We start from the raw sequence: 17626 nt of genomic DNA, 5'->3' as shown, positions 1-17626 counted from the left end.
CACTCTTCCTATCTATTTCACTAATTTGACTGTAGCTGTTTCGACATCTCTGCTATTTGCACCAATCATGATGTCGAATATTCCAGCATCGCTCGTAACTGATTGATCGCTGTGAACATACCGTAATAGGTCTTCTGTAATTGTAAATTCTACAGTCCTTTTCTCATGTGCCTTTATGGTTATTTTTTCAAAACCTTTTAGTTCTTTTACTGGCCGAACAACTTCACCAACTTGATCTCGTATATACAATTGTACTGTTTCTTGCCCAGTTATATCAGATTGATTTTCTAATGTGATGGAAGCGGTAATTGTTTCATCGCTTGTCATTTCATTCGTACTTAGTTTAAGATCTTTATACGTAATGTCACTGTAACTCATACCAAAACCAAAAGGATATTTCGCAAAATTGGAAACATCTAAATATTTCGATACATATTTTTCATCACCTGGTTTATATGGTCTACCAGTATTATCATAATTATAATAAACAGGAACTTGCCCGACTGTTTCTGGAAATGACATACTCAAACGACCACTTGGATTGTACTCTCCATATAAAATATCGGCTAGCGCTGTGCCCGCTTCGGTTCCAGGAAACCACGCTTCAACAATCGCTTTTGCTGAATCGATTCCTTGCAAATCTAACGGACGACCATTGTAAAGCGTTACAATTACATTCTCGTTAACAGCTTGAACTGCTTTGAATAAATCTAGTTGGGCCTGAGGCAAACGTATATCACTACGGCTTGATGCTTCACCGCTCATCCACTCTTCTTCCCCAAGTGCTAAAACGACTGTATCTGCTTTTTGTGCTAATGCAATCGCTTCAGTGATCGCAGCTTCGCTTGGATTAAAATAATCAAAAGTCTCTGTTCCAATTAGATATTCAGCACCAAGTTGCTGAACGCCTTCTGCTAATGAAACGGCTTCTTCTTTCTTCCCTTGCCAAGACCAAACCCCGATAACGTCATGTGAATCAGCGGCTGGTCCTATCAGCGCAATATTTTCTTGTTTGGATAATGGTAAAATAGAGTCATTTTTTAGCAATACCATCGATTTTTTTGCAACATCTTTTGCTATTTCACGATGTTCTTTCGACAAAACAACTTCTTTTTCTAAAGCGACATCTGCTCCTCTGTGAGGATTTTCAAACAGACCTAAGTCATTTTTTAGTGTTAAAATTCTTAAAACTGCTTCATCAAGAATCGCTTCATCAATTGTTTTTTCCTCAATCAATTCTTTTAGATTTTCCGTATAACAGGTTGTCATCATTTCTATATCAACGCCAGCTTTGATCGCTAGCTCTGCCGCTTGTTTTTTATCTTGTGCAATACCATGGGGAATCAATTCGATTATAGCGCCCCAATCAGAAATCACGACACCATCAAACCCAAATTCTTTTCTTAATACATCTCTAAACAACCATTTATTTCCTGTAGCAGGAATGCCATCAACTGTGTTAAATGACGTCATCACTAATTTCGCTCCAGCATCAAGCGCTGCTTTATAACCAGGTAAATAACTATCTCGTAATTGCCTTTCAGACATATTGACCGTATTATAATCTCGTCCGCCAATTGCCGCACCATAGGCGGCAAAATGTTTCACGCAAGCTGCGACTCTAAAAAAGTCATTTTTCAAGTCCTCTCCTTGGTACCCTTTAACAAATGCCTCAGCAAAGCGGCTGTTTAAGAAATGATCTTCTCCTGTTGACTCCATCACACGACCCCAACGAGGATCACGAACTAAATCGACCATAGGAGAAAATGTTACATGTAAACCAGAAACTGCTGCTTCTTTTGCTGAAACTTCTGCTACTTTTTTGGCTGCTTCTAAATCCCATGAACTTCCTAAGCCAAGGGGTATCGGGAAAATTGTTCGAAAACCATGAATGATGTCTGCCATTAAAATCGTTGGGATTCCTAATCGATTGTGTTCCATATACGCTTTTTGCACACGAATCGCTTCTTTTGCACCAGAAATACCAAGTGTTGTTCCTGCATTGTTGATATCCTCATGGCTCAGCCCAAGATCTGTCATAGGTCCTGTTTTTTCTTCTGCTTTTTCAGAATAAAATTCTGCTGCTAATTGAAGTAACTGACCTACTTTTTCATCTACCGTCATTTGTTTTAGTAAGTCAAACAATTGTTTTTGTTCCATCATCATCCACCTTTTCTTTTTTTAATTTTGGTTTATTTTATTGCGGTTATTTAATACCAGAAACATTAAAGCCTTGTAAAATATACTTTTGAAAAATCGAAAAGACAATCAAAATTGGGATGACCATAAATGTTGCCCCAGCCATTTGCAATGCATAATTATTTCCATGTTGACCTTGAAGTAGTTGCAAACCGACAGATAACGTATAATATTTTTCATCGTTTGCAATGATCAACGGCCATAAAAATGAATTCCAACCACCGATAAAGGTTAAAATCCCTTGAACAGCTAGAATCGGGCGACTGACAGGTAAAATGATTTTGAAAAAAATGTACCATTCACTAGCCCCATCTAATCGAGCAGCTTCAAGCATTTCATTTGAAATGGTATTCATAAATTGTCGGAATAAAAAAATCCCAAACGCACCTGCCAAACCTGGCAAAACAATCCCGATCAATGTATTGGTCAATCCTACAGAGTTCAGTAATAAATACACAGGAATCATCGTTACTTGTCCAGGAATCATCATTGTTGCTAAAACCATCAGAAACAATCCATTCTTCCCTTTAAAATCAAACTTAGCAAAGCCATAGCCTGCCATTGCATTTAATAATAGTCCGACAAAAGAGCAAGCTGTAATGATTAATGTATTTTTTAAATATGTGCCAAAATTCAATCTGAGAAACAACTCTTTGAAGTTATCAAATGTTGCATTCTTAGGAAATAAACTCGGTACGATCTGGTTGATCTCAGCATTTGTTTTGAATGAAGAAAAAATCATCCATAGAAAAGGGAAGAACGTCATAATACCTAGAACGCCTAAAAGGATGCCAATAAAAAGTTTGAAACTCATCTGAGCATTTTTATGTGAATTCATATTATGTCCTCCTTATCCTTCATTCTCTTTTTGTTTTGTTTGAATTCTCATTTGAATACTGGTCACAATGATGATCGCAATAAATAAAATAACAGAGCCTGCTGCTGCATAGCCAAATTTATTATATTGAAATCCTCTTTGGTAAATAAATAATGCCACAGACAATGTACTATCTAATGGACCGCCTTTCGTCATGACAAACGGTTCATCGAAGAATTGGAACCAACCGATCAGTGTTGTTACTGTTACAAAGAAAATTGAAAATTTTAATAAGGGAATTGTTATCTTTAAAATTTGTTGCCATTTATTCGCACCGTCTATTTCAGCAGCTTCATAATATTCTTTGGGAATACCTTGGATTGCAGCTAGAAAAATCAACATGTTTAATCCAATTGCTTTCCACACTGCGATAATGATCAATGAAAGTTTCGATGTACTTGGATCTGTCAGCCACATGATTGGGCCGATATTTAAGTAAGATAATAAATGATTTAATAAGCCAATCGTAGGATTGTACAAATACATCCAAACTACAGAGACAGCGACGGTATTTGTGATCGATGGACTATAGAAAACTAAACGCATAAAGGAGAAAAATTTATTCTCACCAAAATTGATCATAATGGCCAATGCTAAAGAAGAAATAATGACGAGTGGGACGCCAATTATGACGTAGTAAGCGGTATTGAACATTGCTTGACCAAAAACTTTATCATTGAATATATTTAAGTAATTGTCAAAACCAACAAAATTGATTCTAGAAAAATCGGCCAAACCAGCTAAACTCATATCTGTGAAACTAATCGTTACCGCAATAAAAATCGGTATGATCGAAAAAATAAGTAGCAAAGCAACTGCTGGTGCAATAAAAAAATAAGGTGATTTTGATTTTTTCATGTTTCTTTCCTCCTTACAAATCAATAAAAGGAATAAAAGATCAGTCCCTATCTATCATTTAACAAAGAAATAATAAACGATCGGTTCTATACTTTTATTCCTTTCTCTCCCTACAGTTATTTAATCAAGCTTGCTGTTTGTTCATTTAATTCATCCATTGCTTCTTGGAGGTTTTTGCCACTAACTACGACTTGTTCCCATTGCTTCATAAAGTTTTGAGAAATTTCATCCCATTGTTTTAGTAGCGGCATTGGTTGTGATTCGTTCAATTGTTTACCAAACACTGAAATCAGTGGATCATTTTTGAATACATCCGCATTCCATGACTCTTTATTCGTTGGAAGTGAATTTGTATTTTCAAAAAATTTCGTTTGATTTTCAGGTTTTGAAAGATATTCGATCAATTTCATTGCCTCTTCTTTTTTCTTAGAGCTATTGAAAACAGCTAAGTTGGCTCCACCTGTTACAGACATATTGTTTACAGGACCTTTTGGCAATTCAGCTACACCCCATTTTCCATCTATATCAGGAGCTGAATCTTTAATACTGTTAATCATCCATGGACCACTGATAAACATTGGCACAACACCTTCACCTCCAAAACTTTGACCGATTTCTAAGCCTAGATCCGTTTTAGGAGCAGAACCATCTTGTACTAATTTATCCAAAAATTTTAAAGCATCGATCATTTCTGGTTCATTAAATAATGGTTGATCTTTTTTATCAAATAATTCAGAACCATTTTGACGGGCAAACATAAAACCAAATGTTGGTTCCTTGAGTTCTACTCCAAATCCATATTTATTATCCCCACGAGCAGCTAATTTTTTTGCAGCATCAGCTAATTCGTCCCATGTTTTTGGCGCCTCTTTATACCCGACACTTTCTAATAAATCTTTTCTATAATACAATCCACGAGTTTCCGTATACCAAGGAACAGCATAATTCTTGTCATTAAATGTCGTTGTCTTTACTGAGCCATCAAAGAAATTATCAGACTTCATAACATCGCTTTTCTTTACGTCTTCTGTAATATCCATCAACGCACCAGCATCAACAAATTCACTCATGTAGGTTGTACCCATTTGAACAACATCAGGACCTTCTTTTGAAGCAACTGCTGTGAGTAATTTATCCCTTGAGGTAGACCACGGAATACTCTGGATTTTGACCTGGATTCCTGATTCTTTCGAAAATTCATCTACAATCGGCTTGATTCCCTGATCACCATCACCCATATACCAAAACGTCAATTCATCCGAAGCGCTTTCTTTATTTCCCGAAGAACAGGCTGCCATCACACCTACAGTTGCAAATAATGTTGTTCCAAGTAAGCAAAGCTTTTTCCATGATTTCATACTTCCACTCCTCAATATTATTTAGTGAAACGTTTCTACAAAAATGATTATATTCCCAATTCAAATCAAAAGCAAGCGTTTTCTTTCCGTTTTAACCAGCATTAATCTCTTGGTATAACAGAACGCCTGCTCTAATAGATAGAAACGTTTCACCAAAAAGGTCACTTTATACGTTATTTAAATTGACGAGCTTTGCTCTTTTCTTAACAAAAAAATCCTCATTGACTAGATGAGAAACCTAGAATGAGGATCAACTATTGAATTGTACCTTACCATAATCAATTTAAAATAAATTGTTTTATATCTTCCACCGCAAACTTTTTATTTTCACCTAAGAAAAGCTGGTGCCTACCATTCTCATATATTTTTAGAGAAACTTTTGCATTAATGGCTTTTGCAAGAAAATAAGCACTTTTATAGTAGGTCGTTTCGTCTTGTCTATTTTGTAAAATTAGAACTTTTTTATTCAACGCTGTTTGTGTTTCGCGTTTTATTTTCTTCTTTGTTTTTTTAAGTAACGATAAGAACTGCAGGCACGAATGAATTGAGATTTCTTTTGTTGAATCAAAATAGTAGCCCAGTGTCTCCTGTTTGTTTAACGCTATCCCCTTTACGATGTCTTGGGTTATGATTCCGACGTTATAAAGATAGATTGGTGTGTTACATAGAATAAATTGATCAATAGATTCTCTATCTGCTGCATGGATCGTCAATAAGCCCCCCATCGAAAAACCCACACAGGTAATACGCTCATAAATTTGTTCTAATTCATCTAGTTTCATTTCGATATCCAACTGCCACTGATCATAGGTCACTTTCGAAAAATTTTCTTTGTTTCCATCATGCCCAGTGAGTTGAATCCAAAACGAATCAAGGCTGCTTTGCTTTAAGAAATCATGTAGATAGAGAATCTCTTTCTCATCTCCACCGAACCCATGGATAATCAATATCGCTCTTTTTTTCATAATGTCCTACTTTCTCTGATTAATAACATTAATCGTGACTGTTTATACTATTTTACATTGAATTCACCTTAGCATCATTCCTTTTCCTGGAAATTTAAATAAAAATTTAGTATATAGAGACAAAAAAGAAAGAGAGCCGCAAATAAATCCTTACCGGTTCTACTTTCTTTATTGTACGCAATATGATCCTGATTACGCTTGTTTTGTAGGTAATATCGTCATTTCAGTTATCGCGACTGATTCTGGTTGAGAAATAGCAAATAAGACTGTTTGTGCTACTGCATCTGGTGTGATGGCAATTTGATAGAATTGTTCCATCCCGCTTTTTACTTCTGGCGTGGAAATCGTTTCAAGCAATTCCGTTGCAATTGCTCCTGGATAAAGAGTTGTTGTGCGAATATTCATCCCTTCCATTGCGGATTCCATCCGAAAACCATCCATAATGGTACGTACTGCATGTTTCGTTCCAGTATAAACACTATTCCCGGGAAAGACTTTGAGTCCTGCAATAGAACTTGTTGTAATCACATGACCTGATTTTTGGGCTGTGAATTCTGGTAAAACTGCTGCTAATGAATTCAGCACGCCTTTGATGTTAATATCAACCATGTCATTCCATTCGTTTGTTTTCAATTCACTCATATTTGAAGCTGGCATAATCCCTGCATTTGCAAATAACACGTCGACTTTTCCGAATTTTTCTTTCGCAACTTGAACAAGTGTTTCTACCTCTTTTAGTTTACAAACATCTGTCACGGCATACGTACTATTATCACCGAACTTTTTGACAAGTTCTTTCAATCGTTCTTCTCTTCTGGCACCTAAAACTACTTTTGCACCATTCTCAATCAATCGTTGGGCTGTTGCTTCTCCGATTCCAGATGAAGCACCTGTAATAACGACAACTTTATCTTTTATATTGTTATTCATAGACTTGACTCCTTTTTAGTTTTTATATTGATCATTAGAGTACTAAAAGCTAACAACATCATAATTATTCCTTCTGCTAAGAACAGGTTCATATTTTCTTTCGTCGGAAGAAGTTTCCCGAATAATGAAATTGAAACTGGAGCGAACGCTGCACCGACATTGAATCCTATCAACAGCAAAGAAGTGCTTTTTTCCGAATTCCCGTTCTTCTCTTGATTCACCTCATTAAATAGATACGGGATAAATGTACGAAAAGAAAAACCACAAACGATTACAGCAAAAGAGATTGACATAAGATTTTTAGACTGGGCAATCATAAACAAGGATGCCCCTAAAACAAAGAATGAAATCGGCAATGTCCATTTCTTTGTTCTTAAAACGATTGAACCAAACAGGACACCTGCAATCATTGCGCCTAATCCAACCAACGCTAATAAATTACTCCCATCTGTCGCATTTCCAAATCCTTTTTCAAGCAGTAAAGATGTGATTTTCACCGTAACCGACATATAAATGGTAACAACTAAAATCAATAATGCAACGTAAACATATGTCACAGAGGGAATTCTTTCATTTTCTACCTTGCACTCATTTTCATCAGTTTCTCGAGAAACATTTGGAACAAACCATGTAAATAGAAGAAAAATTGGTAATGCTAAGCCGTAAGCTAAAAATGAAAGACGCCAATTCATTCTTAATAGTTGACCTACGGTAAATGTGATGATCATCCCGCCAATCCCTTCAAATGCACTTTGAAAGCCAATAATAGACGAACGTTCTTTTCCTTGGTATAGTTTTTTAGCCAAGGCAAAAAGTAGCGGATTAAATAAGCCAACACCGATACCAAATATTATTCTACTGAGAAAGAGAAGCCAAAAAGACGATGTGAAAATCGGGGAAATCCCTGCAACCAATACAATTATAATACCTAGTTGAACAGAAAACTTATACCCAAATTTTTTAGCAAATCTATGACTAAATGGTACTGTCAGAATGATAAACAACGAGGGAATGGTCGTAATTAATTCGATTAGAGTGGGATTGATAGTCGGATATGCAATCATAATCACTGGAATATTCGCAGCAATTGCGCCACCTGATACCACAAGTAACGACACAGATAGTAACGAAAGCTTGGTTGTTTTATTCACTGAGTTGTCTCCTTTAAGATACGCAAAAGATAGTCCGTATTTTTTATTCTCCAAAAATTTCTTTTGCTAGAGCAAATGCTGACCACGCTTTTGGCCAGCCTGTATAAAAAGCTAAATGCGTGATCAATTCCACCATTTCTTCTTTTGTCACACCATTTTGTTTGGCGATTTTCATATGAGCTTCTAGTTGCGGTACGCCTTGGGTTAATAAGCTTGAACAAGTAATTAAGCTACGGTCACGTGGTGAAAGTTGTTCTTCTCTTGACCAAACTTCGCCAAATAAAATATCGTCATTTAATTCCGCAAACTTTGGTGCAAATGCGCCTAATTGATCTCTGCCTGCAGTTTGTTTTTTCATTAGGTAGGACTCCCATCTCTTATTCATTTTTTTAATTGATTGTATATTTCGTCAGTAACTGGTTCTAACCACTCTGGTGTACCCGCTGTAATAGCTAAATGCTCAAACCAGCTATCTTTTGCTGCACCATGCCAATGTTTTACACCATCATGAGTCACAATCACATCTCCAGCAGTTAAAAATTGAGCTTGCTTGCCCTCTTCCTGATACCAGCCTTCACCGCCAGTTACTAATAACAGTTGAAACCCATTATGGTGAATATGCCAATTATTACGGCAACCAGGTTCAAAGGTGACATTTCCTACACCTACACTGAGCTTGGGATCTGCAATTAAATTGTTTAAATAGCTTTGACCGATAAAGTATTTCGCATATACGTCATTTTTTTCTCCTACAGGAAAAATCACACCATTTTTTACTTCTTCAAATTTTGCCATTTTTTTATTCCTCCAATTGATTTATCTTTTGATTGGTTATGTTGTAACCAATTTTTGATTGCGATATCTGCTTTTTCAACTCTGGACCCACGAATGGGTAACCCAACATGGATAGTTGCATTAGGACATAATTTCTGTAAATCACTGATACTATTCCCCATTCCACTGCCTTCATGTGTACAAAAGGGATAAATGTTTTTTCCTGATACATCATTTTCCTCTAGAAAAGTTGCAACAACCATTGGAAAAGTGCCCCACCAATTGGGATAGCCTAGATAAATCGTTTGATGTTTTACTAAGTTAAGCGAGAGTGGTTGATATTTTGGTCGCTCATTCGTTATTTTTTCCTGTTCTGCTTGAGTAACCACTTCTTCGTAAACTTTTGGATATGCTGTTAGTGGAATAATTTCAAGCGCTTCAGCATCGAGTATCTTAGCAATTTTTTGCGCAACGATTTTCGTATTGCCTACTCGTAAATACTCTTTCTTTCCAACAATCAAATTTTCATAAGATCGAGAAAAATATAAAATTACAGTCATTTGATCACCTTCTTTTATCCTTTAGTTATACAAAAAAACAGGCTCTACCATCTACTTACAAGTAAATGATACAACCTGTTTCTCTACACGTCTAATGCCTAAATCACTGATCTACTATGCCTTAAAAGCATCATTGAATCGTTTGATAAATTCTTTTACTACTGGTGTTTGAATCCGATTTTTTTTCCAAACAAGAACACAATTTGTTTTGACTTCAGGAGCTAATGGGATAAATATCAGCTCATCGTGTTGCCCATTGGTTGTTGCCCCTTCAATCGTTAAAGCAGAACCTACACGATTTTCCACTAAAGAAAAAACGTTAAAAATCAAGTTAAAGGTACCTACAACATTTAAAGCATTTAACGGTTTCTCTAGCCAGTTTTCAAGCATTAATTGAACCTCTGAACGATTTGAGCTTAATAGTGGGATCCCTTCTAAATCATTAGGCTGAATAACTGTTTTTTGTGCAAGAAAAGAATCATTGGAAACTAACAAACCCCATTTTTCTTCTCTCGGTAAAACAATCTTTTCAAAGTTGGTCGTAGCAATAGGTTCTAATAAAATAGCTAAATCCAACATTCCTTTTTCCAACTTATCACTAATATCATCACTAGTCCCCGACACAATATTAAAGGTTACTTGAGGATAATCGCTCACCAATTCCTCTAACATCATCGCCATCGTATCTGAATTATCGGCTTCAACACAACCAATTGAAAAATGTCCGCTGAAAAATCCTTTGCTTTGCTCTTCAAATTCACGTTCTGTTTGTTCGGCTAAAATTAGGATCTCAGCCGCACGTTCTTTTAGAAAATAACCTTGCTCAGTTAAAGTCAATTGCTTTTTTTCTCTACTAAAAAGCGGTGTGCCTAATTTTTCTTCAAATTCTTTGATTTGTCGGCTTAATGTCGGCTGTGTAATATGCAGAACTTTTGCTGCTTTAGAAAAATTTCTTTCTTCTGCAACGGTCCAAAAATAACGTAGTTCTCTTAATTCCATAATGGTTCTCCTTTATGTTCATATGCTTATTTTACATTAAAACAGAACGTATCTCTAAAGAACCCTTTTTTGTGTTCTGTAACCATTTTTTATATTTGACCTGCTGCACCAATAATTAGTAGTTTTGTATACAAATCTTCTTGTCCATTTATTGATGACCAACAATGGCATGTGGCACATATGGCTCTTCTAAGAACTGTACTTCTTCCTCAGACAAAATCAAGTCTAAAGCAGGAATCGCATTCGTTAAATGACTTTCTTTCGTTGCGCCAATAATTGGTGCAACCACTGGTCCTTTTTGAAGCAACCATGCTAATGCAACTTGTACACGCTCCACGCCACGCTTTTCCGCAATTTCAGCAACTCTTTTAACGATGATGCCGTCTTGTTCAGCCGTTTTATCATATTTTGATTGCGCCATTTTGTCTGTTTCAAAACGTTTGGTTTGGGCACTCCAATCACGAGTTAAGCGACCAGAAGCCAATGGACTATAAGGGGTCACGGCAATTTTTTGATCTTCGCATAACGGTAACATTTCTCTTTCTTCTTCACGATATAACAAATTCAAATGATCTTGCATAGAAACAAATTTTGTCCAACCGTTCTTTTCTGCTACTGCTTGTGCTTTAGCAAACTGCCACGCAAACATTGCAGAAGCACCAATATAACGAACTTTTCCAGATTTCACGACATCATGTAAAGCTTCCATTGTTTCTTCAATTGGGGTATTGTAATCCCAGCGATGAATAATATATAAATCAACATAATCCATCCCTAAACGCTCTAAACTCGCATCAATTTGATGGAAGATTTCTTTTCTTGACAGTCCACCACTATTTGGAACATTTTTTTTCATTGTAGTGAATAATTTAGTAGCTACAACGATTTCATCACGATTTGCGTATTCATTCAATGCTTTTCCAAGAATCCGTTCACTAGCTCCGTAGGAATAAACGTTAGCTGTATCGAAGAAATTGATTCCTAAATCCAATGCTTTCTTGATGACTTTTTTACTTTCTTCCTCTTCTAAAACCCACTCATGAAAGCCACTATTCGGATCACCAAAACCCATTGCTCCTAAACAAATTCTTGAAACTTCCATTCCTGTATTGCCAAATTTTACATACTCCATTGTATTTCCTCCTCTATTTTTAGTTTTCGTTTTCTTCGGGTAATACGTCACTGATACAATTTAATGCCGTTTTTGAAATTTATTCATCCTGATTTTTCTGTGCATTTTGACTGATCGACGTAGTCTCCCTCCTCTGCGTAACTGAAAAACAGCAAAAATTGACTATGATGCTTTTTGCCACAATCAATTTTTGTCTTTTTTCCAAAACTTTCAATCCTTAGTGTTTTGCTCTTAGGACCAGTAAAGCTTAGTAACTCACCCACATAGCTAGTTAATACAAGCGTGGTACCGACTAAATGAACAGCTTTTTTACTAACAACAACAGTTTAGCGCTTGAAGTTCACTCCAAGTCAAGAAATTTGTTAAAATAAATTAAAAAGCTTTTAAATCAGACTTTTTCTAAAATAATTTTAGAAGAAAGGACGTTTTAAAAGCCATTCATGTTCTATTATCTATTCCTCTTAAACTCTCTTAATGCATTTTCAGCAGGAATCATATGCTCGTCATAATTGGCTAGTTTAAACTCTAACCGCTCAATCGCTGTATTTAAATCTGATGCTTTTTCTTTCAGTTCCACAATTTGGTCGGCAATAATTTCTTTACGAGCAGGAACTGTTTCATTTCCCACTTGAAATAAGGTTAAATATTCCACTAAGGATTCAATAGATAAGCCCGCATTTCTCATTTGTCTGCTAAAAACGATCCAGCGTAAATCTTCCTCATCAAAATTACGAATCCCGTTATCGTTACGTTTCACAGGTGGGATCAACCCAATTCGTTCATAATATCTGATTGTGTCTGCAGATACTCCACTTAGTTCACTTACTTTCTTTATATTCAAGCTTTTTCCTCCTCTGCGAACTCTTAAAAATATCTCACTCATCTTTTTATTATAAAACAAATTTGTTCCCTTTTACAAACTTTCTTATTGACTTGGATTTCACTTAAACCAATTATATAGCTAATAGACAAGCCTTATTAACTGTTTACTAAGACACAACAACCTGTCTTTTTCATTTGCACTCATACTTACAAGTATCTTTTATTGTGACCACTTCAAAACGAAAAAGGTGCAATGTATCTACTTAGTAAATACACTGCACCTTAAATTATCGTTAAACGTCTAATTCATTCGAATCAATTAATTTTCCTTATATGCTCTAACCGTATTAGAAATAGAAGTGATACTATACAGAAGTGAATCCTCATAATCACTATCTTCATTTATATCTAAACGGTCATTAAACATCTTTTCATATTCAGCAATGGATAATCCTTTTCGTTCAGCTAATTGTTTTTGATGAAGCATGGTAAGCAACTGATTTTGATAGCCTTCAACAAGCGTACCGCTAAAGAATTCCGCTACAGTACCTGATCCATAACTAAATAAACCAATCTGATCACCAACTTTTAATTCACTATTTTCTAACAATGAAATTAGCCCTAGATATAAAGAACCTGTATACAAATTCCCAACTTGTCGGCTATACACAATACTTGCTTCATATTTAGTTAAAATACGCTCTTGCTCGTTGGATGATTCATCTTCTAAAGTAGCAAGTAGAGCCTTTTTACCCATTTTTGTATACGGAATATGAAACGCTAAAGCAGCAAAATCAGCAATTGATTTTTGGTTGCGATGTTGGTATTCTTCCCATACTTTTTGAAAAGCTTGGATGTATGTTTCATTAGATAATTGCCCATCCACCATAGGATATTCATATCCAACTGGTCGCCAAAAATCATAGATATCTTGTGTTAATGCCACACTATCGTCGTTCAATTGTAGAATTTTGGGATCAGCTGAAACAAGCATTGCCACCGCTCCTGCTCCTTGTGTAGGTTCACCACCTGAAGCTATTCCATATTTAGCAATGTCTGAAGCAACCACCAATACTTTGCTTTGTGGATGACTTTTAATATGAGCCAGTGCATATTGTAATGCGGCTGTTCCAGCATAACAAGCTTCTTTCATTTCAAATGCGCGAGCAAAAGGTTGAACACCTAACAAACGGTGTAAAACCACCGCAGAAGCTTTTGACTCGTCGATTCCTGATTCGGTCCCTACAATCACCATATCGATTTGTTTTTTATCTTCATCTGTTAAAATATTTTTTGCAGCATTTGCAGCGAAAGTCACGATATCTTGTGTTTTTTTATTAACAGCCATTTTGTCTTGTCCAATTCCGATGTGGAATTTATTGGGGTCTACCTCTCTTGCTAATGCTAAATCAGTCATATCAACATAATATGGTGGAACAAAGAAACTTATTTTATCTATGCCAACGTTCATTTTCTATCTCCTCTATCATTATTCTCATTCACTACATAGTATAATTTATCATAAATTCGAGTAAGTTTGGTAGAAAAAAGGATAATTTAAAATTTGTTAAAGAATTTCAGAAGTTTTTTTATTCTGATTTATAGAGTATTATTTTTTCACAAAGCATGGTATATTTCATATTGGAGGTGACGTCGTGGAAATCGTAATAATCGACGCCTTGAGAACACCTATAGGGAAATATCGAGGACAATTAAAATCATTATCTGCAGTTGATTTAGGAACAGCTGTTACAAAAGAGTTACTTACAAGAAATACTAAAGCGGCAGAACATATAAAACAAGTGGTTTTTGGAAATGTATTACAAGCAGGAAATGGCCAAAATCCTGCGAGACAAATTGCACTCAACAGTGGACTAGGCTTTGATGTTCCAGCTTTCACGGTCAATGAAGTGTGTGGGTCTGGTATGAAAGCGATAAGCTTAGCCAAACAAGCCATTCAGTTGGGCCAAGCTGATGTTGTCATCGCGGGTGGAACGGAAAGCATGACAACGGCCCCTGCTATCACATACAAAGAAGAGGATAGCTATTCAAAACCCGCGCCAACTATGATGGTTGACGGCTTAACAGATGCATTCAGCGGCAAAGCAATGGGATTGACTGCTGAAAATGTTGCTGAACAATTTGAAATTACACGAACAATGCAAGATACCTTTGCGGCTCATTCTCAAATGAAAGCGGCTAAAGCACAAGAAGAAGGAAAGTTTGTGAAAGAAATAGTCCCTTTGTCTATCGAGGGAACACTATTTGATTATGATGAAGGTGTAAGAAAAGATACGACTATAGAAAAATTGGGAACATTAAAAACAGTCTTCAAAGAAAATGGTTCTGTTACAGCAGGAAATGCCTCAACGATTAATGATGCTGCTTCTGCTATGATATTGTCTTCAAAATCATTTGCAGAAGCACATCATCTTCCATATATTGCGATCGTAAAAGATATGACTGAAATCGGAATTGATCCAAGCGTAATGGGTATCTCGCCAATCAAAGCAATTCAATCTCTTTTAAAACGCAATGATCTCACCATTGAGGACATTGATTTGTTTGAAATAAATGAAGCATTTGCTGCATCTTCGATTGTTGTTCAAACTAAATTAAACATCCCCGAAAATAAACTCAATATTTGGGGCGGCGGTATTAGTTTAGGTCATCCAATCGGTGCTTCTGGTGCTCGAATCGTCTCAACTTTGGCATACCAGTTAGAAGATACAAACAGTCGCTATGGTATTGCTTCCTTGTGTGTTGGTGGCGGTTTAGGCCTTGCCTTACTCATTGAACGACCAAAAAAAACGTCAAAAGATAAAAAGTTTTACCAACTTTCCACAGAGGAACGTTTATCTTTCTTGCAAAACACAGGTGCTCTTTCTTTAGCGAATAGACAAGAATTAGAAAATGTATCATTAGATGTGGATATTTCAAGTCACTTGATCGAAAATCAAATCAGTGAAATGGCCCTTCCAATGGGTGTTATTCCTGATATTTTAGTAAACGGAAAAAACTACCAAGTTCCAATGGCAACGGAAGAACCTTCCGTCATCGCAGCTTGCAGTAATGGTGCTAAAATAATTGGAAAATGTGGTGGTTTACAAAGTACAATGTCTGAAAGCTTGCTGCGTGGCCAAATCGTCTTTATGAATGTTTCTGATCAAACACCGATTAAAGAAAAAATTGAGCAAGCAACACAAGACATTTTTGAACAGGCCGAAAAAAGCTACCCCTCTATCGTAAAACGAGGAGGAGGATTAAAACGGATCCAAGTGAGAGATTTCCTAGAAGATGATAGTTTCTTATCAGTTGATTTATTGGTTGATACAAAAGATGCTATGGGCGCGAATATTCTGAATTCCATTTTAGAAGGAGTTGCTGATTTATTCCGTCAATGGTTTAACGAGGAAATTTTATTTAGTATTTTGAGTAACTACGCTGCTGAATCATTAGTGACAGCTACTTGTACTATTCCTTTTGCTCATTTAAGTAAGACTGGAGATCTAGACTCGGGTAAAGTAGTAGCTGAAAAAATTACTGCTGCTTCTAAATTTGCTCAACTAGACCCTTATCGGGCAACTACGCATAATAAAGGGATTATGAATGGTGTTGAGGCAGTTGTCTTAGCAACTGGCAATGATACTCGTGCTGTAGCGGCCGCCGCTCATGCTTATGCCGTAAAAGGTACGTATCGTGGACTAAGCCAATGGGAACTAACTTCAGACGGCTTAAAAGGTACAATTGAATTACCATTAGCTATCGGAACTGTTGGTGGTGCAATCCGTGTATTACCTAAATCGCAAGCAGCCTTAGAAATCTTAGATGTAGCTTCTGCAAAAGAATTAGCTGAAGTACTATCAGCTGTTGGCTTAGCTCAAAATCTTGCCGCATTACGCGCTTTGGTTACAGATGGCATCCAACAAGGTCATATGTCCCTACAAGCCCGCTCCTTGGCCATGAGTATCGGAGCAAAAGGACCTGAAATCGAGATTATTGCAGAAAAACTAAAATCAAGTGTGATGAATCAAGAACAAGCTCTAGTGTTTCTGACAGAATTAAGACAGTAACAGAGTTAAGCCTTGTGTTGATAAAATAAGCTGTATCATAGTTTTCGACTAAACTACTATACAGCTTTATTTTTATTACTTTTTATGTGCTATAATTCAAATAGATAAATGATATGTGAGGTGGATCCCATTGAAAAAAATTAGTTTTGCTCTATTTATTTCAGCTATTTTTCTAACTGCTTGCGGACCAAAAACAGAATCTTCAAAAAACACTAAGTCTACAACTGATACGAGTACGGTCGTAAATAGTACGCTATCCTCTGAATCGACTATCGTTGAATCAACGGCTTCCAGTTCAGCTATTCAAACTACGGTTCCTTCTGATGTTGTACTAGAGACAAGTACCCAGGAATCATCTAGTAGCACAATCGATAGTGAAGAAAAAGCTGTTGAAAAAATCAGAGACACTCAACAATTTGAAAACGATGCTGATATTACCCTTATCCCTTGGGGAAAAATCGATGGTGACTATCTGATTAAAGCACAGAGTAAAAGCCTCAGTGAACAAGGTGGTTCCGGTACCGTTGGTTTTTACAGAGTTACACCGAATGGAGAAGTAAATCTAACTGATTCACAGGGAAATTAAACATAAAAGGCCTCTTTGATGTGTGCCAAAAAAATTAAGCTTTTTGAGCCTTGAACATAACTATTTTAGTTATGTTCAAGGCTCTTAGTATCCGAATAAACGGTTGGGACACTCCGTTTCTTTCTAAATTGAACCGGACTTTTCCAACCTAATTTTTAACCGAGTGCCCTCCCTCCGACCATTATTATGTTGTCTCAGATTGCTTAATTTTATCAATTTTCACTTTAAGCTGTTACAATATTTTTCAGAGGTGGTTGAAAATGATTTTATCTATATTATTTTTTTTATTGGGTATCAGTTTATTACTTAAATATAGAAAAACAAGAGAGATTTTATGTTTAT

Annotated in this window: 16 protein-coding genes; 2 read left to right on the top strand and 14 right to left on the bottom strand. The window is 36.2% G+C overall.

Going from position 1 to position 17626, the window contains the following annotated elements:
- Positions 1 to 12: 12 nt before the first annotated feature.
- The 14 genes from I586_RS00810 to I586_RS00745 all read right to left on the bottom strand — a co-directional run bounded on the left by I586_RS00810 (position 13) and on the right by I586_RS00745 (position 14096).
- On the bottom strand, positions 13 to 2160 hold the full coding sequence (locus tag I586_RS00810) for a glycoside hydrolase family 3 N-terminal domain-containing protein (protein ID WP_010765082.1): 2148 nt from the start codon (positions 2158 to 2160) through the stop codon (positions 13 to 15).
- Between the two features lie 46 nt (positions 2161 to 2206).
- Positions 2207 to 3037, bottom strand: a complete 831-nt coding sequence (locus tag I586_RS00805) for a carbohydrate ABC transporter permease (RefSeq protein ID WP_010765083.1) — start codon at positions 3035 to 3037, stop codon at positions 2207 to 2209.
- A 12-nt stretch (positions 3038 to 3049) separates the two neighbouring features.
- Complete coding sequence (locus I586_RS00800; RefSeq protein WP_010765084.1) at positions 3050 to 3934, bottom strand: carbohydrate ABC transporter permease; 885 nt, start codon at positions 3932 to 3934, stop codon at positions 3050 to 3052.
- Between the two features lie 116 nt (positions 3935 to 4050).
- Positions 4051 to 5292 (bottom strand): sugar ABC transporter substrate-binding protein, encoded by a 1242-nt coding sequence (locus I586_RS00795; protein ID WP_010765085.1) that lies wholly within the window; start codon positions 5290 to 5292, stop codon positions 4051 to 4053.
- A gap of 278 nt (positions 5293 to 5570) precedes the next feature.
- Positions 5571 to 6257 (bottom strand): alpha/beta hydrolase, encoded by a 687-nt coding sequence (locus tag I586_RS00790; RefSeq protein WP_010765086.1) that lies wholly within the window; start codon positions 6255 to 6257, stop codon positions 5571 to 5573.
- 192 nt (positions 6258 to 6449) lie between these two features.
- A complete protein-coding gene (locus I586_RS00785; protein ID WP_010765087.1) occupies positions 6450 to 7187 on the bottom strand; it encodes an SDR family oxidoreductase in 738 nt (245 codons plus the stop codon).
- Positions 7184 to 8338, bottom strand: coding sequence for an MFS transporter (locus tag I586_RS00780; protein WP_010765088.1), 1155 nt, complete (start codon positions 8336 to 8338; stop codon positions 7184 to 7186). The genes I586_RS00785 and I586_RS00780 overlap by 4 nt, the downstream gene beginning before the upstream one ends.
- Positions 8339 to 8381: 43 nt before the next feature.
- On the bottom strand, positions 8382 to 8696 hold the full coding sequence (locus tag I586_RS00775; protein ID WP_010765089.1) for a carboxymuconolactone decarboxylase family protein: 315 nt from the start codon (positions 8694 to 8696) through the stop codon (positions 8382 to 8384).
- 23 nt (positions 8697 to 8719) lie between these two features.
- Positions 8720 to 9133: a cupin domain-containing protein gene (locus tag I586_RS00770; RefSeq protein ID WP_010765090.1), complete on the bottom strand. Its 414-nt coding sequence runs from the start codon at positions 9131 to 9133 to the stop codon at positions 8720 to 8722.
- Positions 9112 to 9672, bottom strand: a complete 561-nt coding sequence (locus I586_RS00765) for a flavodoxin (protein ID WP_010765091.1) — start codon at positions 9670 to 9672, stop codon at positions 9112 to 9114. The genes I586_RS00770 and I586_RS00765 overlap by 22 nt, the downstream gene beginning before the upstream one ends.
- A 114-nt stretch (positions 9673 to 9786) precedes the next feature.
- Entirely contained in the window at positions 9787 to 10671 is an 885-nt protein-coding gene (locus I586_RS00760) for a LysR family transcriptional regulator (protein WP_010765092.1), read from the bottom strand.
- Between the two features lie 148 nt (positions 10672 to 10819).
- Positions 10820 to 11803 (bottom strand): aldo/keto reductase, encoded by a 984-nt coding sequence (locus I586_RS00755; protein WP_010765093.1) that lies wholly within the window; start codon positions 11801 to 11803, stop codon positions 10820 to 10822.
- A gap of 448 nt (positions 11804 to 12251) precedes the next feature.
- The gene (locus I586_RS00750) at positions 12252 to 12644 is read right to left on the bottom strand and encodes a MerR family transcriptional regulator (RefSeq protein WP_010765094.1); all 393 of its coding nucleotides are present in this window, start codon (positions 12642 to 12644) and stop codon (positions 12252 to 12254) included.
- Between the two features lie 300 nt (positions 12645 to 12944).
- The gene (locus tag I586_RS00745) at positions 12945 to 14096 is read right to left on the bottom strand and encodes a hydroxymethylglutaryl-CoA synthase (RefSeq protein ID WP_010765095.1); all 1152 of its coding nucleotides are present in this window, start codon (positions 14094 to 14096) and stop codon (positions 12945 to 12947) included.
- A gap of 184 nt (positions 14097 to 14280) precedes the next feature.
- On the opposite strand from I586_RS00745, the gene I586_RS17040 reads away from it, so the two are divergent.
- Positions 14281 to 16698 (top strand): hydroxymethylglutaryl-CoA reductase, degradative, encoded by a 2418-nt coding sequence (locus I586_RS17040; RefSeq protein ID WP_010765096.1) that lies wholly within the window; start codon positions 14281 to 14283, stop codon positions 16696 to 16698.
- 130 nt (positions 16699 to 16828) lie between these two features.
- On the top strand, positions 16829 to 17284 hold the full coding sequence (locus tag I586_RS00730; protein WP_010765097.1) for a hypothetical protein: 456 nt from the start codon (positions 16829 to 16831) through the stop codon (positions 17282 to 17284).
- Positions 17285 to 17626: the final 342 nt, after the last annotated feature.

This window comes from Enterococcus moraviensis ATCC BAA-383 (assembly GCF_000407445.1).
In the GTDB taxonomy this organism is placed as follows: Bacteria; Bacillota; Bacilli; order Lactobacillales; family Enterococcaceae; genus Enterococcus_L; species Enterococcus_L moraviensis.
The sequence above is the reverse complement of the archived record's forward strand: the minus strand, read 5'-3'. Positions and strand labels throughout refer to the sequence as shown.

Bases quoted from the DNA above. Each gene is read 5' to 3' on its own strand.
- I586_RS00745 (WP_010765095.1), bottom strand. From the start codon at position 14,096: ATGAACGTTGGCATAGATAAAATAAGTTTCTTTGTTCCACCATATTAT.
- I586_RS00770 (WP_010765090.1), bottom strand. From the start codon at position 9,133: ATGGCAAAATTTGAAGAAGTAAAAAATGGTGTGATTTTTCCTGTAGGA.
- I586_RS00760 (WP_010765092.1), bottom strand. From the start codon at position 10,671: ATGGAATTAAGAGAACTACGTTATTTTTGGACCGTTGCAGAAGAAAGA.
- I586_RS00795 (WP_010765085.1), bottom strand. From the start codon at position 5,292: ATGAAATCATGGAAAAAGCTTTGCTTACTTGGAACAACATTATTTGCA.
- I586_RS00800 (WP_010765084.1), bottom strand. From the start codon at position 3,934: ATGAAAAAATCAAAATCACCTTATTTTTTTATTGCACCAGCAGTTGCT.
- I586_RS00775 (WP_010765089.1), bottom strand. From the start codon at position 8,696: ATGAAAAAACAAACTGCAGGCAGAGATCAATTAGGCGCATTTGCACCA.
- I586_RS00755 (WP_010765093.1), bottom strand. From the start codon at position 11,803: ATGGAGTATGTAAAATTTGGCAATACAGGAATGGAAGTTTCAAGAATT.
- I586_RS00805 (WP_010765083.1), bottom strand. From the start codon at position 3,037: ATGAATTCACATAAAAATGCTCAGATGAGTTTCAAACTTTTTATTGGC.
- I586_RS00765 (WP_010765091.1), bottom strand. From the start codon at position 9,672: ATGACTGTAATTTTATATTTTTCTCGATCTTATGAAAATTTGATTGTT.
- I586_RS00790 (WP_010765086.1), bottom strand. From the start codon at position 6,257: ATGAAAAAAAGAGCGATATTGATTATCCATGGGTTCGGTGGAGATGAG.
- I586_RS00785 (WP_010765087.1), bottom strand. From the start codon at position 7,187: ATGAATAACAATATAAAAGATAAAGTTGTCGTTATTACAGGTGCTTCA.
- I586_RS00810 (WP_010765082.1), bottom strand. From the start codon at position 2,160: ATGGAACAAAAACAATTGTTTGACTTACTAAAACAAATGACGGTAGAT.